Origin of the sequence: Niabella sp., from assembly GCF_030150205.1 — a bacterium.
In the GTDB taxonomy this organism is placed as follows: domain Bacteria; phylum Bacteroidota; class Bacteroidia; order Chitinophagales; family Chitinophagaceae; genus Niabella.
This window is the reverse complement of record NZ_JASLGT010000002.1, coordinates 264,887-286,905: the sequence shown is the minus strand read 5'-3', so window position 1 is coordinate 286,905 and position 22,019 is coordinate 264,887. Positions and strand designations below refer to the sequence as shown.

Annotated in this window: 19 protein-coding genes; 9 read left to right on the top strand and 10 right to left on the bottom strand. The window is 45.8% G+C overall.

The genetic code is table 11. The features are described 5' to 3' along the window. Positions 1–489: 489 nt before the first annotated feature. The 4 genes from Q1V85_RS01785 to Q1V85_RS01770 all read right to left on the bottom strand — a co-directional run bounded on the left by Q1V85_RS01785 (position 490) and on the right by Q1V85_RS01770 (position 6,128). Positions 490–2,151, bottom strand: coding sequence for a hypothetical protein (locus Q1V85_RS01785; RefSeq protein WP_300596819.1), 1,662 nt, complete (start codon positions 2,149–2,151; stop codon positions 490–492). Between the two features lie 204 nt (positions 2,152–2,355). After that, complete coding sequence (locus Q1V85_RS01780; protein ID WP_300596817.1) at positions 2,356–3,759, bottom strand: bifunctional UDP-3-O-[3-hydroxymyristoyl] N-acetylglucosamine deacetylase/3-hydroxyacyl-ACP dehydratase; 1,404 nt, start codon at positions 3,757–3,759, stop codon at positions 2,356–2,358. Between the two features lie 93 nt (positions 3,760–3,852). Continuing rightward, complete coding sequence (gene lpxD / locus Q1V85_RS01775) at positions 3,853–4,887, bottom strand: UDP-3-O-(3-hydroxymyristoyl)glucosamine N-acyltransferase (RefSeq protein ID WP_300596815.1); 1,035 nt, start codon at positions 4,885–4,887, stop codon at positions 3,853–3,855. A 17-nt stretch (positions 4,888–4,904) separates the two neighbouring features. Continuing rightward, positions 4,905–6,128 (bottom strand): HD domain-containing protein, encoded by a 1,224-nt coding sequence (locus tag Q1V85_RS01770; RefSeq protein ID WP_300596813.1) that lies wholly within the window; start codon positions 6,126–6,128, stop codon positions 4,905–4,907. A gap of 210 nt (positions 6,129–6,338) precedes the next feature. Here Q1V85_RS01770 and Q1V85_RS01765 point away from each other — a divergent pair, with 210 nt between their 5' ends. The 7 genes from Q1V85_RS01765 to Q1V85_RS01735 all read left to right on the top strand — a co-directional run bounded on the left by Q1V85_RS01765 (position 6,339) and on the right by Q1V85_RS01735 (position 10,614). After that, entirely contained in the window at positions 6,339–6,629 is a 291-nt protein-coding gene (locus Q1V85_RS01765; RefSeq protein ID WP_300596811.1) for a hypothetical protein, read from the top strand. Positions 6,630–6,782: 153 nt separating this feature from the next. Further along, positions 6,783–7,562 carry an MBL fold metallo-hydrolase gene (locus Q1V85_RS01760; protein WP_300596809.1) on the top strand — a complete coding sequence of 260 codons (780 nt, stop codon included), beginning with the start codon at positions 6,783–6,785 and terminating at the stop codon, positions 7,560–7,562. Positions 7,563–7,692: 130 nt separating this feature from the next. After that, positions 7,693–7,965 (top strand): DUF2089 family protein, encoded by a 273-nt coding sequence (locus Q1V85_RS01755; protein WP_300596807.1) that lies wholly within the window; start codon positions 7,693–7,695, stop codon positions 7,963–7,965. Next, positions 7,958–8,557: a hypothetical protein gene (locus Q1V85_RS01750; protein ID WP_300596805.1), complete on the top strand. Its 600-nt coding sequence runs from the start codon at positions 7,958–7,960 to the stop codon at positions 8,555–8,557. The genes Q1V85_RS01755 and Q1V85_RS01750 overlap by 8 nt, the downstream gene beginning before the upstream one ends. Positions 8,558–8,608: 51 nt before the next feature. Beyond that, entirely contained in the window at positions 8,609–9,106 is a 498-nt protein-coding gene (locus Q1V85_RS01745) for a DUF1648 domain-containing protein (RefSeq protein WP_300596803.1), read from the top strand. Between the two features lie 5 nt (positions 9,107–9,111). Next, on the top strand, positions 9,112–9,612 hold the full coding sequence (locus Q1V85_RS01740) for a PH domain-containing protein (protein WP_300596801.1): 501 nt from the start codon (positions 9,112–9,114) through the stop codon (positions 9,610–9,612). A 69-nt stretch (positions 9,613–9,681) separates the two neighbouring features. Further along, entirely contained in the window at positions 9,682–10,614 is a 933-nt protein-coding gene (locus Q1V85_RS01735) for a sugar phosphate isomerase/epimerase family protein (RefSeq protein WP_300596799.1), read from the top strand. Between the two features lie 39 nt (positions 10,615–10,653). Here Q1V85_RS01735 and Q1V85_RS01730 read toward each other — a convergent pair whose 3' ends face one another. From Q1V85_RS01730 to Q1V85_RS01720, 3 genes are all read right to left on the bottom strand, one after another. Next, positions 10,654–11,412 carry a HEAT repeat domain-containing protein gene (locus Q1V85_RS01730; RefSeq protein ID WP_300596797.1) on the bottom strand — a complete coding sequence of 253 codons (759 nt, stop codon included), beginning with the start codon at positions 11,410–11,412 and terminating at the stop codon, positions 10,654–10,656. 33 nt (positions 11,413–11,445) lie between these two features. Further along, a complete protein-coding gene (locus Q1V85_RS01725) occupies positions 11,446–13,716 on the bottom strand; it encodes a S9 family peptidase (protein ID WP_300596795.1) in 2,271 nt (756 codons plus the stop codon). Between the two features lie 253 nt (positions 13,717–13,969). Further along, positions 13,970–15,439, bottom strand: a complete 1,470-nt coding sequence (locus tag Q1V85_RS01720) for a glycine--tRNA ligase (RefSeq protein ID WP_300596793.1) — start codon at positions 15,437–15,439, stop codon at positions 13,970–13,972. A gap of 228 nt (positions 15,440–15,667) precedes the next feature. Between Q1V85_RS01720 and Q1V85_RS01715 the strand changes: the two genes are divergently transcribed. Then, entirely contained in the window at positions 15,668–16,153 is a 486-nt protein-coding gene (locus tag Q1V85_RS01715) for a GNAT family N-acetyltransferase (RefSeq protein ID WP_300596791.1), read from the top strand. 280 nt (positions 16,154–16,433) lie between these two features. Beyond that, the gene (locus Q1V85_RS01710) at positions 16,434–17,372 is read left to right on the top strand and encodes a hypothetical protein (RefSeq protein ID WP_300596789.1); all 939 of its coding nucleotides are present in this window, start codon (positions 16,434–16,436) and stop codon (positions 17,370–17,372) included. A 99-nt stretch (positions 17,373–17,471) separates the two neighbouring features. On the opposite strand, the gene Q1V85_RS01705 is transcribed toward Q1V85_RS01710, so the two are convergent. Genes Q1V85_RS01705 through Q1V85_RS01695 form a run of 3 tightly spaced genes read right to left on the bottom strand, consistent with a single transcriptional unit; the run spans position 17,472 to position 22,018 of the window. Beyond that, positions 17,472–18,647, bottom strand: coding sequence for a hypothetical protein (locus Q1V85_RS01705; protein ID WP_300596787.1), 1,176 nt, complete (start codon positions 18,645–18,647; stop codon positions 17,472–17,474). Positions 18,648–18,660: 13 nt separating this feature from the next. After that, the gene (locus tag Q1V85_RS01700) at positions 18,661–19,902 is read right to left on the bottom strand and encodes a YaiO family outer membrane beta-barrel protein (protein ID WP_300596785.1); all 1,242 of its coding nucleotides are present in this window, start codon (positions 19,900–19,902) and stop codon (positions 18,661–18,663) included. A gap of 52 nt (positions 19,903–19,954) precedes the next feature. Continuing rightward, positions 19,955–22,018 (bottom strand): LTA synthase family protein, encoded by a 2,064-nt coding sequence (locus tag Q1V85_RS01695; RefSeq protein WP_300596783.1) that lies wholly within the window; start codon positions 22,016–22,018, stop codon positions 19,955–19,957. Position 22,019: the final 1 nt, after the last annotated feature.

Sequence of the window (22,019 nt, the reverse complement as noted above, 5' to 3'; positions counted from 1 at the left end):
AATTGTTTAAGATCTGATGCAATCACCATGCAAACATACTATGGCGCAGAACCGGATCTGCTGTGTAAAAACGACAATTGAAAAGGCTGTTTGCGACGGGGAATTGGGGGAATGTGGAAATGAGCGAATTTGAAAATTTGAAAATGCCGTTCCGCTTCGATGATCTTTACTCCGATCGATATTTGATGGACGTTTGATGTTAAATGCGAAAAAGCGCTTCAGCCATAAAGCGGTCTTCAGGTTTCAGTTATTCCGATGGAATCATGGGATCGAAAATCAGAAGCTGACCTGAAACGGTGAATGGGCAATCGTCTTTGGATCATTGTGTGTAAACGGATCCAACCCGCCATGGCAGGCAAGCCTGGAACATTGAATGTGGAACTATAAAAGCGGAACGCCGCTAGGGAGGCTTCATTTTGAGCTGGGGTCAATCACACTCTCAGTGTTTCTTTATACCATCCTCACGTTGTGCTTCTGAAACATTATTCTCTAAAATCTTCCAGGGAACGTAGGCGGTGCCGGCACTTTAAAATCATTCATCATCATGCGGTTCATCATTTGATTCATCATCAGGAAATTAAGATTGTTATTGTAGTATCTTACGGGCTTCCTGTAAAAGCGGTTGATGCCAAACTCAAAAGGGATGACCGTTTCAATAAAAAACGCAGTCCGCTTTTTATTCTTAACATTGGTAACAAGCTTATACCCGGAAAACAGATACTTCCTGATAAATCCGTTTGCAAGACTGTCTATTTCCGGATGAATGGAATTTAAAATTTTACCGGATCTAACCGCTCCCTTATGATCAATAAGTACGGAAACAAGCAGCGTTCCCTGGGCATTTACACTCAGGGCTTCATCATACTGTTTCGTAAGCATATAGTTGTCGAACTTTTTTTGAAGCGGGGCGATCTTAAAATCAAAATCCCGGTTTACAGTTTGAAATATTGTGTCTTTACCCTGTAAACGATAGGCGTTACGCAGTGTTCCGTTTTGAAACAAATAGTTGTAGGCAGATCCGTCAAAAGGGTCTATCACGGCATGTGCCACCATTTCATTGCCCGTCTTAATGACATTCTCACCCACGGCATTTGTTACCGAAACAAATTGAATCAAATCATCGCTCGCTTCTTCCCTTTTCCGTTTTTTACCATTTTCCCATTTTCCTCCAGCCAAATAATGACACGTCTGCCGGCCATGCTCATCAAATAGGTTTGTTTCTTTTGGCTCATCCTGTTTATACAAAATCGTTTCCCTGATCTTCCCGTCTGGATAATATAAAATAAAATCACCCTCTTTTATATTGGGATAAAAAGAGCTGTAATGTGCTGAAAATAATTTTGTCTTGTCCCTGTAATACTCAAAGGTCCATATAGAATCATGCCGGTCACGGATCTCGGCTCTGTAAGTGGCCCTGCCTGCGTCTCTTACCTCCTGCCAATATTGATCATAATAAACAGGACTCGCCGTTTGCTGGTTATGGTAATACGCAGCCATTTTGATGAGACATAATGTTGCATCATTTGACGATTGAGCCGCTTTAAATCTTTTTTCCATATTGGGAATCTGTGAAAAATACTTTTGGAGGCTTTTGTGTACGTTTCCCTTATCATTTAACAGTTCCCATGTATCACTATTATCGGCTTTTACAAGGAAGGTTTCAATAACCGGAGGCTTACCTCCATATTGCTGGGCTACGCCTGAAGGAAAGTAATAGTGTTTTACAAATGTATACCCATCAAAGCTAGCAATGTACTGTGCATACTCCCATTCATTTTTTTTCCGATCATTATGATAATAGTTTGAAATGGCAATAAAAGAATCTATACCAATCACAAACTGCTTTATTTCGCGGGGCCTGATCTTATCTCTCGATTCTGTTTTCCCGCTTTTGAAAAAGATTTTGTCCCCTTTAAACCGGATTAGTCCCGTTATCTTCCGGCCATCCGTATCAAAGTAATATCCCTTTTCATAAGAGTCCGAATAATAGATGGCCGTTATTTTTTCCTTTGGATTATAGGTCAGCGGATCAAAATACCCGTTTAATGGAGTACTATTAATATCATATTTTAAACCGACTGGAATTTGTGCCTGAAGCAATTTTGATAAAAAGGTCAGCAGTAGCAGGAGGGTAGCAATTTTCTTTTTCATTGATCACGTTGGATATAATACGTCAGTTAGATGTTTGATATTATAAATTAAATCTTCCGGTGTGCAGAATCAAGAATTGATACCGACTCCAGATGGCAAAACCGAAACGCTAAAACACATGCCTGGCATCAGCACCAGATCACGGAGTATAAAACCGGATCCAACCTGGAACTTTAAACGATAAACGCGGAACGCCGCAGGCGCTTACCGCTTTACGATCTGGGCCACCAGGTCGGCTTCTGTGGCAACCTTACCGCCTACATACACCGTACCGCGCATTTCGCAGATACCACGGCGGATGGGGGCCGTAAGCTCCATCTTCAGGATCATGGTATCGCCGGGGCGTACCATTTGCTTGAATTTACAGTTATCTATTTTAAGAAAATAGGTATCGTACTGACCTTCTCCGGCAAGATTGATGGCCAGGATGCCGCCACACTGCGCCAGTGCCTCAATCTGCAATACGCCGGGCATTACCGGGTTTTGCGGAAAATGTCCCTGGAAGAACCACTCGTTAAAAGTTACGTTCTTTACCCCTACAATACGCTCATCGGTAAGTTCGATGATCTTATCTACCAGTAAAAAGGGAAACCGGTGGGGCAGTGTTTTTTCAATATACTGAAGGTCGTAAACAGGCGGAACACTGGCATCATAATGCGGCACTCCTTTTAAATGTTTATTGGCCTTGATGTGTTTTTTGATCAGGCGGGCAAACTGCACGTTGGAGCTGTGCCCCGGCCGGTTGGCAATTACCCGTCCTTTTACCGGATACCCGATCAGCGCCAGATCACCCACGATGTCCAGCAACTTATGACGGGCGGGCTCGTTGGGGAAACGCAACTCCAGGTTATTGAGATAGCCCTCGCTTTTTACCTCGATATCGTCCTTGTTGAATATTTTTTTCAGGCGGTTGAGTTCCTCATCCCCGATTGGTTTATCTACCACCACGATCGCATTGTTTACATCACCGCCTTTGATCAGGTTGTGCTGAAGCAGCATTTCCAGCTCGTGTAAAAAGCAGAATGTACGGGAGGTGGAGATCTTCTCCTTAAAATTCCGCATGGTCTTTAATTCTGCGTGCTGGGTGCCCAATACCGGCGAGTTAAAATCGATGAGGGTGGTAATCTGGTATTCCCGCGCAGGCATGATCACCATTTCCACGCGTTTATCATCATCGGTAAGGTACAGGTTTTCATCAATCGAGTACCACAATTTGGTAGCATCCTGTTCTTCGATGCCCGCATCCTCAATAATCTCGATAAACGGCATGGCGCTGCCATCCTTAATGGGTATCTCCGGGCCGTTGATCTCAATCAGTACATTATCTACCCCCATTCCCACCAATGCAGCTAACAGGTGTTCTACGGTACTTACTTTAGCACCGTTCGACTCCAGGGTAGTACCCCGGCTGGTATCCGTTACCAGGTCGCAATCCGCTTTGATAATGGGTTTATTTGGCAAATCAACCCGTTGAAACTGAATACCAAAACCCGCATTTGCAGGTTTCAGCGTAAGATCTGCCAGCACACCGGTATGCAAACCGGTTCCGCTGATGCTAACAGATTGTTTCAGTGTATGTTGTTTGTCGGGGTTGAAATGATTATCCATGTATCTGATTTGTGGGCGCAAATATATTTATAAAATCAATGGGCCGCAATAATGAACGGTAGTAATCCTGAAAAGGGCACCGGAACCGTTATCTTATTTTTTTAAGGCATTTAATGCTTCTTCCAGCTCTTTTATCCGTTTTTCAAGATCCGGCAGTTTGCGGTTCAGCGCCTGGCTTCTCAGCGCCGCGGTATAGTCATAAGCAGGGGAACCCGTTACCGCTTTGCCGGGCTCAATATTTTTACTTACGCCGCTTTGAGCGTTAATTTTAGCGCCATCGCCAATATGCAGGTGCCCTACAATGCCTACCTGGCCACCGATCATTACACCTTTCCCAACCTTGGTGCTGCCGCTGATACCAGCCTGCGCCGCCACTACGGTGCTGTTACCAATTTCCACATTATGGGCGATCTGTATCAGGTTGTCCAGTTTAGCACCTGAGCGGATAATGGTAGAACCGATGGTGGCCCGGTCGATGGTAGCATTGGCTCCAATTTCCACATGATCCTCAATCACCACATTCCCGATCTGGGGCACTTTGGCAAACGTGCCATCTGCCTGTGGGGCAAACCCAAATCCGTCACTGCCGATCACCGTTCCGGCATGTACGGTTACATGGCTGCCGATTACACAGTTGTGCAACACTTTTACCCCGGGATGAATGACCGTATGATCCCCTATGGAAACATTGTTGCCGATATAAGCATTGGGATGAATTTTTGTATGATCCCCCACTTTTACATTTTCGCCAAGGTAGGCAAAGGCGCCAATAAAAACTTCGGCACCATACCGGGCTGTTTTTGAAATATAGGAAGGTTCCTGAATGCCTTTTAATTGCTGCTGCATGATCTCCTGGTACTTGCCCAGCAGGGTGGCAAATGCAGAATAGGCGTCTTTTACACGGATCAGGGTCGCTGTTACCGGCTTTTTCAGCTCAAGTGTTTCATTTACAATAATCACACTGGCCCTGGTTGCATACAGGTATTCTTCATATTTGGGATTGGCCAAAAAACTCAGCTGGCCTTCTGTGGCTTCTTCTATTTTTCCAAAATTCCCAACAGCAGCTTCCGAATTTCCTTCAATGTGGCCGTTGATCATTGCAGCAATCTGCGATGCAGTAAATGTCATATTGCAAATAAATAATTTTAATGACTCCTAAAAGAACAAATGTAATATTTTTTAACAGGGATCGTTGTTTTTACATTGATCAGCGCATGATCCACCTCCGAAATATCCTTTAAACTGCCATCCTTATAAAGAATGGTAATGGCCTCGTTCTTAGGATTGTATAAACTATTGCTGGCCTCTCCCCAAAAAACAAAGTAGGCGGCTTCTTCTTCGCTGATCCCCATTGCTGTGGCCATTTCACTACGGGTTTGCAACAGGAAGGCCTCCTCGAAAGGCCGGGCCTGCAACCGGATCTTCATGATTCTTCGTTCTACCAGCCCCCGGCAAAGATGCGATAAAACAATATCCCCGTGCCGGCACCAATTCTTGATGGTAGCCGCCATATCATGATCGTCCATGCTGCAAAAATCCATCAATAAGCGGCCGCGGTCCTCTGCTTTTGCAGCGCCGTGCAATAAAAAGTGTTCCAACGCATCGGTAGCCGCTGTTACACGCACGCCCTGTGCAATGAGCTCTTTTGCCCGGCGAATGATCATCACCAGCATTTTTTCAGCAGCTACTACGGTTTTGTGCAGGTATACCTGCCAGTACATCAGCCGCCTGCTCAGCAGGAACTTTTCGATGGAATAGATCGCCTTTTCCTCCACTACCAGGTTATCCTGCTGTACGGCCAGCATTTTCAGAATGCGGTCGTACCCGATCACACCTTCTGCTACACCGGTAAAAAAACTGTCCCGGTTCAGATAGTCCATCCGGTCTACATCCAGCTGACCCGAAACAAGCTGATGCAGGAATTTTTTGGGATGCTGATTGGTAAAAATAGCCAAAGCAGTTTCTAACTGATTGTTAAACTGCTGGTTCAGGTCCTCCATAATGGCCAGCGAAAGCTTCTCATGGTGCACGCCGGGTATGAGTTCATGCTCCAGAGCATGCGAAAAAGGGCCATGACCGATATCATGCAGCAGTATGGCGATCTTTGCCCCCAGCTCCTCATCCGCAGTGATCACCACGCCCTTCCCCTTTAACTCCTGGAGGGCCGTGCACATCAGGTGATAGGCTCCAAGGGAATGAAGCAAACGGGTATGAACGGCTCCGGGATATACCAAGTGTGCAAAAGCCATTTGATGAATGCTTCGTAAACGCTGGTAATAGGGATGGGAAATGATGGCCAGTAGCAGGGGGTGATCAATCGTAATAAACCCATAAACCGGGTCGTTGATAATTTTGCGAACGTTTGCCATTTTTTAAGTTGCGGTAAAGTTAGGAAAATGTGGAAATGCGGGGAATGTGAAAATGTGAGAATGTGAAAATGTGAAAATGAAGGAACGTTGTTGTTCCATGTTTTTCACTGCGGATAAAATTCCATCCGTTTCAGGAACCGGGAAACTAACAAAGACCAAAGAACCGATATCAGCAACGAAGACTATCTTTGTTGTTATTGAAAGAAAGACATGATCAAGTACACACAAAACTCCCTGAATAAACTGGAAACGATACCGGAGCAGTGCGGCTATGTGCTGCGCTATGAACGGGGCACTTTTCAAAGCGGGTACTGTATCCTGGATAACAAGAAAGTGGTGGTGCTCAATAAGTTTTTGCAAACAGAAGGGCGGATCAACGCGCTCCTCGAGATCATTCCGCAGCTGGATATTGACACCACGCAACTGGATGAAAGTGCAAAAAAGCTGTATGCGGAAGTAGTGGAAAATGCGGCACCGGACGAAGAACAGCCTGAGAGCTAAAAGCTATAGACTTATAATCAGGAATATACCGGTAACGAAAAATATCAGCGCCTGGGATTGATTATCAATGAAATAAAAGCTAAATTAATGAACTTAAAAGCCATCCGCAAGCAATGCGCACAAGCGTTAAGCACTATGCCTTAAGCATTTACCATGTCCTACCCTTCCCTCCATATCACCTTCCTTGGTACCGGAACCAGTTCCGGGGTGCCCATGGTAGCCTGTGATTGTGTGGTTTGCAGGTCGGCCGATCCTAAAGACAAGCGCCTCCGGTCGAGTATCCTTGTACAATCGCCCGAAACCACGCTGGTGGTGGATACCGGCCCCGACTTTCGCTACCAGATGCTGCGCCAATCCGTAAAAAGACTCGATGCTGTGCTCCTTACCCATAGCCATAAAGACCATATTGCCGGGCTGGACGAGGTACGCGCTTACAATTACTTTCAGCAAAAACCGATGGAGGTCTTTGCTACTGAAGCCACTGCCAATCGTGTGAAAATGGAATTCGATTACGCATTTAGCGAACATCCGATTGTTGGTGTGCCATCTATTAACCTGAATTATATTGACGAACAACAGCCTTTTTCAACCGGTGACCTCGGGGTAGATCCCATCCCGGTTTGGCATATGCGCATGCCGGTATTGGGATTCCGCTTTGGTAATTTCACTTATATTACTGATGCAAACCGCATCGATAAAACCAGCAAAGAAAAGATCCGCGGATCAAAGGTATTGGTATTGAATGCGCTGCGCCATGAACCCCATATTTCCCATTTTACACTAAAAGAGGCTATTGCAATGGCCGACGAATTGGAAATTCCCCAAACCTATTTCACCCATATTTCCCATCAAATGGGATTGCATCAGGACATTGAAGATACGCTGCCGCCCGGCCGCAACCTCGCATTTGACAACCTGTCCATTAGCTTGTAAATTATTGAGCCTTTTTGTAACCGGTTAAAAAGTTATACCATTGGATGACCACTACATCGGTCCCAGCGAAGTATTTCACCTTTTTGAATAATTATTTTAATTTTATTAAAATATCATTTAACTTTATTAAATGAAACTCCCTATTTATTGTCCCAGCTGTGAAAATCCATTGAAGGTAAGTCAGCTACAATGCGATGCCTGCCACACACAGGTAAACGGCAACTACGAGTTACCGCTTTACCTGAAACTAAGCCGGGAGGAGCAAAATTTTATCATGGACTTTTTCCTGGCCAGCGGTAGTATCAAAGAAATGTCGAAACAGGCCGGGATCAGCTATCCGACCATGCGCAATAAAATGGACGATATGATTGAAAAAATTAAAAAAATGTCCCCTGATGTCTAAAAACTGGAAAACTATTTTCAATCCCTTTGAACGCTACCCTGAAAGGGATTTAGCAATCGGCGGAATTATTGGCCTCCTGCTTTCCATATGGCTGTTCTGGTGGGCGCAACAAACCAACGATGGAGTATATCATGTATCGCCCAGGGCGGATTTATCCCTGACCGGAGCCATAACGGAAGCGGTAGTATGCACATTATTGGTCTGTGCATTGTTATCCGGCGTGGGCAAGGCCATTAATCCCAAAACAAGGATCATCGACATCCTGAATGCCACAATGATCCACCGTATTCCCTTAAGCTTTGGTATCCTGGTCCTGCAGCTTCCATTTATCCGAACTGTTATGGATCAGATTATGCAGGCGGTGAAAAATAACCGTCTGGAAACGTTGTCCGGGTCTACACTGTGGATATCTACATTAGTCAGTTTACTGATGCTGGGATTTTTCGTCTACGCCATTGTGCTGCTGGTAAACGGGTTCCGGACAGCGGTGCACGCCCGAAAGGCCACACACTACCTACTCTTTGCTGCTGCCCTGATTATTGCCGAAGTTATTTACCGCCTGCTGCTTTATCCCTTGCTGCAGCAGCTTTAAACAATGTGTTATGGGAAACCGGATCTTTACTACTACTATTAAAAAAAAGCCATGATACCTTCTACACAAGAAGCAACTCCTTCACCTGCAAAACCACACCGCCTGTTAGTCCGGCTGGCATGGCTGCTCCAGGTTGTATCATTAGGCATTGCACTGGGCACCCTGCCCCAACTGCCGGAACAAATTCCTATTCATTTTAATATCCGGGGAACAGCGGATAATTTTGGGAGCAAATACACCCTGTTACTGTTGCCCGCAATTTTTACACTTGTACTCCTGTTGCTTCATTTTGTAAAAAAAAATCCCAGCAGATTCAATTACCCGGTCACCATCACATCGGAAAACAGGGAGCGCCAATACAGACTGGCGCAACGTATGTGTACCTGGCTTCAACTTGCAACCGGAATCCTATCGGTGCTACTTGTGTTTTTCATTCGTTATTCAACGCTCCATGGTACTAATCCGGCAGGCCGTTGGCTGGTCGTTGTGATCATGCTGATCTATATTGCACCCACAATCGTTTACCTGTTTCGTGCCTTTAAAAAATAAGTTTTATGAAATTCAGTGCTTCATACGATCTATCAACCAAAATCATTACTGCAAGTGTCACGCTTCTACTGCTGACCGTACTGGGCATTACCGGCATTTATGAAAAAGCCGTCCGCGGCTTTCCGCTTGTTCTGTTATTGCTTATTTGCATACTTACACTGGTGCTGTCGTTTGGGCTTTCTGTAAAAAAATACCGGATCAGCAACGAGAAACTCACCATCTGCCGCCCCTTTGGGAACAAACGCATCCCGCTAACCACACTGGTATCTGCCAAAGTTATTGATCCAAAACTGCTGCGCTGGTCCTGGCGGATATTCGGCAGCGGGGGCATGTTTGGCTATTATGGAATCTTTGGCAATAAGCAACTGGGCACTATGAAATGGTATATGACCCGGAAGGATAAGGCGGTGCTTCTTGAAACGGTAAATCACAAAAAAATTGCATTAAGTCCCGATGATCCTGACGGCTTCGTAAATACATACCAAATGCTCAGTGGCCGTTCATAAAACGTTTTCGCAGTTTTATTGGTTTATATAACCAGGGGTACCGAAATTCATACCTTAAATACGATCCGTATGAAACGAAGCTTACTGTTTTGTTTTACATTGTTTTTTATCGCGGGTGCGGCATTAGCGCAGCCCGTTCAACACCGGCCGGGGAAGTCCTATATAAAAACAAGCCTCAATGCTTACTCGTTTTCAAAAATGCTCAATGACCATCTTAAGGATACCGCATCCGGTATGAGCATGGAAGCACTTCTTGAATTTGCAGCAGCGCATAATTTTGATGCGGTTGATATGACCGGTTATTATTTTCCGGGGTATCCGCAAAAACCAGCCCCTGAATTTATTAACCGGATCAAACGCAAAGCCTTTTTATTGGGGCTGGATATCAGTGGTACCGGCGTTAAAAATGACTTCGCACATCCGGATCCTGCAAAAAGGGCGGCCGATGTGCAGCTGGTAAAAGACTGGATCGATGTAGCCCAACAACTGGGCGCTCCGGTTGTGCGCATTTTCTCAGGGAATATTCCGCCAGGCTATGAAAATAAATGGGATAGCATTGCCGGCTATATGGCAACCTGTATAAAGGAATGTGTGGCTTATGCAAAAACAAAAGGTGTTTTAATTGGTATACAAAACCATGCAGACTTTCTGAAAACTGCGGAAGAAACCATCTACCTGCTGAAGCTGGTCCATTCAGAATGGCTGGGCGTGGTAGTCGACATCGGCAGTTTTGTAACCCGTGATCCCTATATCGATGTGGAAAAAGTAATGCCCTACGCCGTCAATTTCCAGTTTAAAGAAAGTCCCTTCGGAGCAAAGAGCGCGGTAAAAACAGACATTGCACGCGTGCTGGCCATTATAAAAAGATCCGGCTACCGGGGGTATATTCCCATTGAAACATTATCCGGTCCCAACAATACCAACAGCATGGGCGCCCCCTATGATCCCCTTAAAAGCGTTCCGGAATTTCTGGCTGCTATTAAAAAAGAAATGCGGAATTAAACGGATAAGACTATTGCCGGTTGCGCCGGTTTATGACTACTACTTAAAATACACCCCCACCATTATCCTTGCTTCCTCCTGTGTAAGCACGGCAAAATCCTTATACCGGTCGTGCACATCAATAATCTCCTCCAGCGCATCTGCCACCAGCGCCGTGTTCTTCCAGGTTTGCAGATCGGCCAGTACAAGGGGCAAACATCCTTTTTTATAAGCGATCTGCCCCAGTACATGCACCAGTGTATTCCGGACCCTGGCAGTTTGATCAAATTCCAGCTCCTTTAGCAGTGGCAAAATATCCAGGGGATACTTCCGGCCGCGCAGCTCAATGCCATGACAGATCTCGCGGCGGATTTCCTTATCTTCATGGTGCAGATATTGTTTTGCCCATTGAAGCACTGGTGCGGGATTCACCTCCCCCATCTTTTTTACAGAACCGATCACCGCATTTCGCACCGCATGGTGTTTATCAAACAATCCTTTATCAAAGAACGATTGAACGACCTTGAAATCCTTCTTTCCAATCTCACCTGCTGCATTTACCACCGTTTGCCGCACATAGAAGCTCTGGTGCGTTAACAGCAGCTCCAGCATTTTTAAAACAGCCATTTGCTGATCCGGCTCCGCAGCATAAATCCGTCCCATAGCCAGGTAGACCGTTTTACGGATATAGGTATCGGCATCGTTAAAATATTGGACGCAATCCTTACGCCTGCCATTTCGCAGCGCCCGCTCCAGCATCTTGCGGATCTCATCAACCAGTGCCGCACGGACTGTTTTAGAAAGATCGTAAAAGGCCATGGATACCCGGTTATGTTAATTTCAAAACGATCATCACTTTAAATACTGCGCTAAAAAGCCCAGCATTGTTTTATAAAATGCGATCCGGTTCTCTTCCCGCTGAAATCCGTGTCCCTCGTTATATTTCACCATATACGGCACATTAAAACCTTTAGCGCGCAACGCTTTTACGATCTGGTCCGATTCATGAATATTCACCCTCGGGTCGTTGGCGCCCTGTACCACCAGCAATGGCTTTTTGATTTTATCCAGCTGGTAAAACGGTGAAACTTCTTTTGCGATTGTTGCTTCCTCGGAATTATCCAGGTCGTACCAGATCTGTTTTACCATTTCTTTATACGGCTTCCAGTATTCAGGAAAGGAAGCAAAGAAGGTCTCAATATTCGACACCCCCACATAATCGACCCCACAGGTATACAGGTCCGGCGTTTTTACCAATCCCATCAATGTGGCATACCCACCATGGCTTCCGCCATAGATCGCCTTCTTACCGGGATCGGCCCATCCCTTTTCAACTACATATTGTACACCGTCTTCGATATCATCCATCAGCTTGCGGCCAATTTGTTTAAAGCCGGCTCTTAAAAAGTCTTTACCATAGCCACCGCTGATCCTGAAGTTTACCTGCAACGTAGCGTAGCCCCGGCTGGCAAACAATTGTGTTTCCGGGTTAAAACCCCAGCTATCCCGTATGCCCTGCGGGCCTCCATGCGGGTTCACCACCAACGGAACTTTCTGGCCATGCAGTGCCGCCTCCGGAAGCGTAATATAGCCATGGATCATTTTACCATCACGGCTCTTAAATGAAATGGGTTTCATAACAGCCATATCAGTCTCTTTCAGCTGTGGCATTAAATCATATAAGAAAGTGGTTTTACCGGAAGCCACATCGTAGATATAATATTTACCTACCAGCCGGTCGCTGGTCACATACACCAGGTATTTACTTTCATCATCCGTTTTACCCGTTATAACAAACTGATACGCGCTGAATTCCTTTTTCAGGTTGGCGCTCATTTTTTTAAACAGTGCACTTACCGGGATCACTTCCTGCTTTTCACCTTCGTAAGAATAATAGTCAATTTCATAATTGCGTTTACGGGAAAGGCCCAGGCTTCCTGCGTCATAATCCTTATTCGCAAACAGCTCCTTAACTTTTGCTTTCTTTTTAAAATCGTATACGATAATCCGCGACTTGTCAGAATCCAGGTTGGTTAACACATAGGCTTCATCCGGATTTGACGGGTTGTAACTAAACGAGAGAATATTAAAATTATCATCCCAGTTATTGGTAAAATACAATTCATAGTCTTTAGCGCCGGACGGTTTATAAAAATATTGCGATTTTATCCCCTGGAACATTTTTGTAAATCCCCGCAGGTTACCATCCTTATCAAAATCATAACCGGCAATGGGATTGTTCACATCTTTATTTTCATACAGTTTCTCCAGCTGGCCGGTAACAACGTTTACTTTATACGGTTCAAAGATCTGTTTATTATCCTTATTCATTGAAATGATCATGTAATTCTTCTGATCTTTCAGGATCCGTTCGATGCTGGCCTGCACGCCATCAAAAGGCGTCAGATCCAATACATTGCTGCCATCTACATTGGCCGCATAAATATGATAATTTTCATTACCGCCTTTATCCATGGAATAAACCAGCCGCTCATCATTGATCCAGCCGTACCCTTTTATTAATTCTTCTTTTTCTTCAATGGCACGGCTCACCTTGCCCGTCGTTATTTCTTTTACATATACATGGCGTTTGCCGGCATCATCCTTCTCCATATAAGAAAGATATTTACCTCCGGGCGATAGCTGGAACTGCGATGATTTTGGCCGGGCAAAATAATCCTCCACCCTGTATTTATAATTGCCTTTGTCCTGCGCCATAATTTCCTGCAAGGCCGCTTCGGAAGATGGCAGGGTCGTATCACCTGGTTTTGTAACAAGCGTTTTTGTAAGGACCAAAGGAATGGTCATTCCCGCCTGTTTAAAATCACCGGTAATGGTATTGCCGCTCAGGATACCACTATAACTGATACCGGCGGCTTTCACCGCAAGACTCAGCTTTTTATCGGCAAAACCGGTACTGTCGATGGGGATACCACTGGCACCCTGCTCCGGGCTATCCATGGTGGTTACCAGCTTATCGTTTTCATTTTTTATATGAAAGACCAGGGAGATCTTTGCTCCCTGAACATCCAGGGTTCCCTTCCAGGAACCGGTAATTGTTTGTGCATTCATCATATTTACAGTAAATAGTGCAGCTGTTAAGATAAACAGGATTTTTTTCATAAATCATTTTTTTGCAAAGTACGCAAATTGTTGAAGTTGTTTAAACTTTTGAACGCGCGCATAATTCCCGCAGATTTTCGCAGAAAATCAATCCGCGGTAATCAGCGGTGTATTGCATCCGTCTAAAATCAGCGGGAAAATCAAACGATCCGCTTTTTTGGAGAAAAAGTTCAACCAACTTCGCTATAAAAAAGACAACACATCCGCAAAACCAGATGTGTTGTCTTTTTATGATTTGTTCTTTGGGTAATGCTTATTTTATGGCCGCGCTCACCAGTTCCCCGATCCTGTCAATAGGAATCCGTTCCTGTTCCATGCTGTCTCTGTAACGGATGGTAACCGTATTATCTTCCTTGGTCTGATGATCTACCGTTACGCAAAAGGGCACACCCAGCGCATCCATACGGCGATAGCGTTTGCCGATGGCATCCTTTTCCTCATAAAAGCATTTAAACGTGCCCCGGTGTTTTGCCATAATGTCTTTGGCAATTTCCGGCAAGCCATCCTTTTTCAGCAATGGGAATACCGCCAGCTTGATGGGCGCCAGTTTGGCCGGAAACTTCAGCACCACACGGCTATCCTGCTTCTCTGCAGTACTCAGATCCTCTTCTGTATAGGCAGCGCAGACCATGGAAAGAAACATCCGGTCTAAACCGATAGACGTTTCAATCACATACGGGATATAATTACCGATCGGCTTGCCGGTTTCGGGATCGATATCATTATCGAAATACTGCATTTTCTTTTTGCTGTATTCCTGGTGGTTTCTCAGGTCAAAATCCGTACGGCTGTGGATCCCTTCCAGTTCTTTAAAGCCCATTGGGAAATTGTATTCAATATCACAGGCAGCATCCGCATAGTGCGCCAGCTTTACGTGATCGTGAAAGCGGTATTCTGTTTGCGGCACACCCAGTTCCAGGTGCCATTTCAGCCGTTCCTGTTTCCAGTACTCATACCATTCTTTCTGGGTGCCGGGTTTGATAAAGAACTGCATTTCCATCTGCTCAAACTCCCGCATGCGGAAAATAAACTGACGGGCTACGATCTCGTTCCGGAATGCTTTACCGATCTGCGCAATACCAAAGGGGATTTTCATCCGCCCGGTCTTCTGCACATTCAAAAAGTTTACAAAGATCCCCTGGGCTGTTTCCGGACGCAGGTATACTTTATTGTTCTCGTCTTCTGAAGAAACAGTAGATCCGAATTCAGTGGAGAACATCAGGTTGAACTGGCGGATATCCGTCCAGTTTGCCGTGCCGCTGATCGGGCATTTGATCTTGTTGTCATCAATGATCTTTTTCAACGCCACCAGGTCACCGGCCGCATCTGCTTTTTCCATTTCGCTAATAATCGCCGCCGCTTCCGCCTCCTTGCCATCGGCCGTTAACAGGTCGGTATGCGATTCAATCAGGTGGTCTACCCGGTAACGTTTTTTGCTGTCCTTATTGTCGATCATCGGGTCATTAAACCCATCTACGTGTCCGCTGGCCTTCCAGGTGGTCGGATGCATAAAGATGGCCGCATCGATACCAACAATATTGTCCTGCAGCTGCGTCATCGACTTCCACCAGTAGTCCTTAATATTTTTTTTCAATTCTGCCCCCCACTGACCGTAGTCGTACACAGCCTGTAATCCATCATAGATCTCGCTGCTGGGGAAAATAAACCCGTATTCCTTACAATGCGATATAATCGCCTGAAATTTATTACTATCCGTTGCCATAGGCCGCAAATTTAGGTTGAAAAGTTGACAGGTTGATCAGTTGGCGGGGAATTACTGTTTCGCACTACCAGGTGTTAGCTATTGAGCGATTAGCCATCAGCAATTAGCCTTTAGTTTTAAAACACCAGCAACTGATTACTGACACTGAAAACTGATGACTGACCACTGATGGCTGATTGCTGACCACTGAAAACTAATGACTGCCCGCTAATAACATACCTTTGCAGCATGAGCACTGTTACAATCAGACCGGTTGAGGTACAGGATAACGCCCGGCTTGCCGGCATCATCCGCACCGCTTTTTTAGAATTCGGAGCACCAACAAAAAATACGGTTTTCGAAGACCCTACTACCGATCACCTTTTTGAGCTATTTAAAACCGCGGGAGCGCTGCTGTTCGTGGCCGAACAGGACGGCGAGCTGCTGGGCTGCTGCGGCATCTATCCTACAGAAGGTCTGCCCGCCGGTTGCGCTGAACTGGTAAAATTTTATCTTTCCGGAACCGCAAGGGGTAAGGGCGTAGGAAAAGCATTGTTTCTTAAATGCCTGGAAGCTGCGGCAGCCCTGGATTACAAAGAACTATACCTCGAAAGTTTACCCGAATTTGCCACTGCTGTCGGCATGTATGAAAAGATGGGGTTCCGGAAACTGCAGCATCCGCTGGGCAATTCGGGGCATACCGGTTGTAATATCTGGATGCTGAAAACACTCTGAGTTATCCGGGTTGCATTCAAAAAAATCGATTCTCCCCTGCGCTGTTCATTTGCCCGCATTCCCAAAGAAAATTGCCGTTTTTCGGGCATTGTGCTATCTTCACCACTAAACCAGGTATCCCTTTATTCAGCAGTTACCCGTTAACAGCCTTTTAAACAGCGCTGTGGCCATTGATTAAAAAACAATAATAAAACCAACGTATTCCATCAGCCAATAACCGCTGTTTATCAAAGCAGTTTCCCTTTTTGATTGCTGGAGCACACAATTAACGGCATTCGTTATGTATAGAAACCCGACTCAACGAGCAGTAAGAACCGGAACTTTATTCTGTTTACTGGCGGCCCTTCTTTTAGCTGGCTGTAAAAAAGATTCCCTGGATGTAACCGGGATACCTCAAACAACTGCAGATCCGCAGCGTTCAGCGGGTAAACCCGGTAACCCGGTGATACCGGGCATTAACCGGCCGCTGGGCACCTGGTGGTGGAGTGTAAACAAGAAAGACTGGAATACTTATCTAAATTTTGCCCAGCAAAACGGTGTTACCGAAATCTATTTTTCCACGGTTGATTTTTCAGAAACAACCGGCGGTTTTATTGAAAAGGCCGCAAGCAAAGGCATCCGTGTGTACCTGTTGGCGGGCAGTTATGTGTGGATATCGGATCGCAGTGGTTTTATTACCCTTATGGACAAATACACCCAATACCAAAATACAGCAAGCGGCACCCGGCGCTTTGCAGGCATTCACCTGGATGTAGAACCACACCAGGATCCAACATTTTCAACACGCCGCGCTATCATCATGCAACAGTATATCGATTTTGTTTCCTGGGTTACCAGTCAGTATACCACTGCGGGGAATATCGATTTCGACATTCCCTTCTGGCTGGATGATGTTGTATCGTATAAAGGCGAAAACCGCCTGTTATATGAAGCCGTAATCAGCGAAGCTACGCGTGTTTTTATTATGTCGTACCGGGATACTGCTGCAAAAATGTATGATGTATCAAAAGAAGAACTTACGTTTGCCGCGTTATTAAACAAGCAGATTTTCCTGGGAGCAGAAACCGCTCCATCCAAAGAAGGAAATGCGGTTACCTATGCCGAAGAGGGCAAAACATATATGTACAATGAATTGAGGAAATTAAGTACGCTTTGCGGCAATGTAGATTATGGTGTATCCATACACCATATAAGCACCTGGTACAGCTTGAAAAATTAATACGGCATTTGAAACGTCCCGCAACTGCGCATAAAAAGAGCCTTCAGATTTTAACCGGTCTGTACTATATAATTGAAACCAGGGGCCACCTGTATGTTATCAGCGGCCGGCCTTCTTGTTTTCCATATAATATTCATGCAGGATGGTACTGATCAGCGGCCGGTAAAAACTCCAGAAAAAACTTTTCCGCTGTGTTTTATCCAGCCGGTTCATAAACAGGAATTTGAATTGTTCGATCCCTTTAAAATAAGAGGTATTGAACGATATGGGATTATCACAAAAATCACCTGAAAAATACCAGAACTGGTAGTCCTTTCCTTTGTGCGATTGTACAGCAGGGAACATAACAGGAATGCCATACTGCTGCAGCGTCTTTCTGCCGGATGCGGTAAGATCGAAGGAGAATTGTGCCTGTACCTGGTTAATTGCTGTATCCGGAACCACCACATCAAACCAGTAAGAGTAGTTGATCTTTTGAGGTAAGCGGTAATGATCCCGGAAAGTTTTTTCCGTTACAATATGCGGGAGCGCCGATACCAGGTCTTTACCTGCTTCCAGCACCACGATGGTGTTGCCTTCTCCCACAAAAACGACGCCTTCATTTTTAAACGGCCAGCTATTATTATGCCGGCTCGTATATCCTTTCACCAGCCAGTGGGGAATATCTTTATTTTTGGAAGTATCCAGTTCATCAAAGTACCGCCCGATCCATCCCGTCCATTTAAGGCCAAATAACTGCTCAAAACGATACCGTTCTGTAAGCGCCGAAGGAGAACCAATGGTATTAAACTCCGCCACAACCAGCTTCCGTTTCTGCTTCATTTTTTCCATAAAGTCAACGTCCTCTGAACTCAATCCGCCATATACCATACCGGAGCGTTCAGCAACCTGCTTCTTCAAATACCATTCATTCGCATACACACCATAGGTATCGGTATAATACGCCAGGTCCGCGTCATTACTCAGCTTATCTAAAAGCGATGCATCAAAACGCTCCAGGCCTTTTAACCGGAACTTTTCCTGCTGCTTCGGAAAAAAACCAAAATAATCGCTGCTTACCTGGTACAGATGATGTGCATCCTTGGTATACCGGTAGTGATTCAAGATCCAGGTCAGCGAAATATGCTCCTGCCCTGCGGATGTTAACGCCGTTTTATCCACGATGGCCGCCACCAGTTTTTTTTTGGGTGTCAGCAACCAGCATACCCACATTAACAGCGGCACCAGGAGCAACACCCAGGGGAAAAAATAAGCATACCTGCGATTTATTTTCATAACGCTTCTTCTTTTAAAAGCGCCGGATATAACCGATACCCGCCTGGATCTGGTTGCCCCTTGTATCCGGCATATATTCCTGGTTGATCAGGGAGGCGCCTAATGTAATAATGTTTAATTTGAATGCATGCCTGAAATCAAGATTGGCCTTATAGGTTTTTAACGGATAGGCCGTATTCAGCTGCTGGGCCAGGTACCGTTCATCCGGTGAAATACCCGTTCCAATATTCAGCCCGATATAATCATCGGCACCGCCAAAATAATAACGGCCAAGCAGGTTATAAGAGGCGGAGTTCCGGGTGGTTTGGGAGGGGATCAGATAAGTACGAGCACCAAATAAAAAGCTCCGGTAATATTTCCCGATATATGCGGTATAGATATTTGTGGTAGTGGTAAAGTACAGGTGCCGGATGCCCAGCTCGGCTTCAAAACTTTTGGGAAGATTGGCATATACCGAAAGTCCCATACGCCAGCGGGGAAAAACGCCCACATTATTGGAATAGCCGGCATTCATATACAAGTAAAATGTATTGGAGATCCGGGGATAGGCATCTACTTCAAACTGCACGCCGTTTTCGCGAAACCGGTTGGCATAGTTTACCCGACCGATCACCGTTCCGATCCCCGTCCGGCGACCGTAGTCGATACTGGCCAGGTGCCACGCATCATTAAACTGTTTATCAAAATATACATAGTCGTAAGATATACCAATACGGTTCAAAGAACGCTCATCTTTTATGCGGTTGCCCAGTGCCAGCGCCTCCGTATTCTTTTTATCCTTTTTGAGCAGGGTGTCCACTATATTTCCCGCCGCTCCGTAACGATGCAGGGCGGCCAATATTTTGGCCTTGCGCAACAGCAGCTCCTTCGATGCCGGGTGGTAGCCGAGCCCCGTATTCACGCGATCCAACGCCGTCGCATACTGATCGTTCCAAAACTCAAGGTCGGTATATGCAACCGTTGCATCCTCGTAATCCGGCTGCTCCTTCAGCACCTGCTCAAAACAGGCACGCGCACTATCGGGTTGTTTGCTCCAGGTATACAGCCGCCCCAGGAAAACCCGGACATCCGCATACTTCGGACTCAGCTCCAATGCCTTTACTGCATATTGCTTTGCCAGTGTATAGTTCTTATTTTCAAATGCCGCATGCCGCGCAGCCTGGAACAGTCCGTCAGAGGTAGTGGTATCTGCCTGGGCAAACATTTGTAAACTGCTCAGGAGCAGGATCCACAACAGGTAAGGTTTTATGGGCATAGTTATTCATTTTTAATGTTCGATACCGATTTTATACGGCCAGGAATGCTGTTTATTTTCCGGTTGTATACCGCTGGTATATCGAGTCGGGTATGATCCCTGCACCATTGATCACCTGCTGATTTTTTCGCTTAAACCGGTCAAAGGCGCCGCTTACCCGGTTTAATAATTCCTTTGAATCATCTGGTATTAAATCCAGCTGGGGACTTATGGTAAATAAGCTGCTCATGTTGACCATATGGGTGCCCTCTATAAAATCAACCAGGTCATTTTTATCCTGCATCATCGGGTATGCATGTACATTCCGGAAAATCCGCGCGGTATCCAATCCTGATCCGATCCAACTTACCAGTGAGGGCAACTGCATCGGGTAATTATTTTTTAAAAACGCCAGCAGGGAAGGCGTAATGTCAAAATGCGAGACAACGGAAGAGAAGGTGGCCCTCCGGTTCAGTAAGGGGGAATAAATCAGCAGCGGCACATGATAGCGGTCTATTTTACTGTTCAGTGGTAATTCCGGCATCTGGTGGTCTCCGGTTACCAGGAAGACCGTGTGTGCAAAATCGGTTCTTTTGCTATAAGCCGCAAAGAAGTCGCGCAATGCATCATCCGCGTATAAAATACTGGCATATTGATCCCGGTAGTTCCGGGCCATCTGTTTTTCCGGTTCCGGAAAATGCAGCTCCGTCAGGCGCTGTTCAAACTTTTTAAAATACGCTTCCTGCTCGTTTACTAAAAAGGGACTATGAGTTGCTACCGTAAGCAATACGGATGCCTTTGGTTGTGGTGAGGCAGGTTCCTGCGAATTCAGGTACCAGCGAAACAGTTCTTTATCTCCGTATCCCCATGAAAAGCCCGTATTGGCCGCCGGCAACTTCTGGTATCCCGCAGGAAAGCTTTTTATATCCTTGATAGTGCCCACCTGGTTCTGTTGCATAAAGAGATACATATTATCAAAATGAGCATCTCCACCATAATAAAAAGCCGTACGGTACCCGTTATGCTTTAACAACGAAAGCAAACTGATATGTGCAGGCATGGATGCACCCAGTTCTGCAAAACCACTCCTGGCAAAGGGGAGTGATGCCAGCAGACTGGGCAATACTGAAAAGGTTCTTCCGGAGGTGCTCAAACAATTTTCCCAATAAAGACTGGCTTGGGACAGGGAATCTAAAAAAGGCGTAAAGTTCCCCAAACGGGCGCCGCTGTTTGCAAAGGCAGCTCCCAGCCCCTCCACAATGATCAGCACCACATCGGGCGGACCGGCGGTTTTATTAAAAAAGGGAGAAAGCTGGTCCTGCGTATCTTCCATTCGCAGGAAGGGATACCGGGCCTCATCAACATATTTAAACGTGCGGAGTGAATCAACCATCGTTGAACCACTGTCATAGTCGCCGGAATAAAAATCGCTGTAAATATCAGTTTGCAGCTCCGGCGGATTAAAATACCCGATCGTACCGGAATAAAAGTTGAAGGATTTATTGGCCGACAAATTATTGGCATACTCATTTCCCGGGCGCAACCTTGAAGCCAGCAATGCAGGATGGAAAGGCACCAGCAGTGCCAGAAAAATGACCACTCCATAAGTAACGCCCGCCGGCAGCCTCAACTTCCGCGGCAGGATAGCCAGTACCGATACGATCAGCGCCAGAACTGCTGCAAGCGCTACAAAGATCCAGGCGCTAACGCCCGCCGCACCTACCGTTTGCCGCACATCTGAAAGCTTATACTGCCACAGATCGCCTCCCAGTAAATTGAACGAGAATTGAAAATAAAAAGCCAGGGCCAGTTGTATCAGGCATAAGGCACTCCCCAGCACCATAAAAACGATACGGGCCCCTTTCCGGCTGGCCATATAACATACCAGGTATACCAGGTACAGCAGAAAACCTATGCCGGCTATAAAAGCAAGATCCTTTAATAAACCGGTAAAAAGTACGTTCCAGAAAAAGGCATTGAACCGGTGCCGGAAGGTATCGTACCCCATCTCAAAAAGACGCAACACCAGGAACAGTCCTGCCAGCACCAGCAACCGAGGCACGAAGTCTTTGCAGGAGCCTTTTAAGCTTCGCCTGAAGAACGATTCATTGTTAACGGGTTTATACGGGTGCTTCATC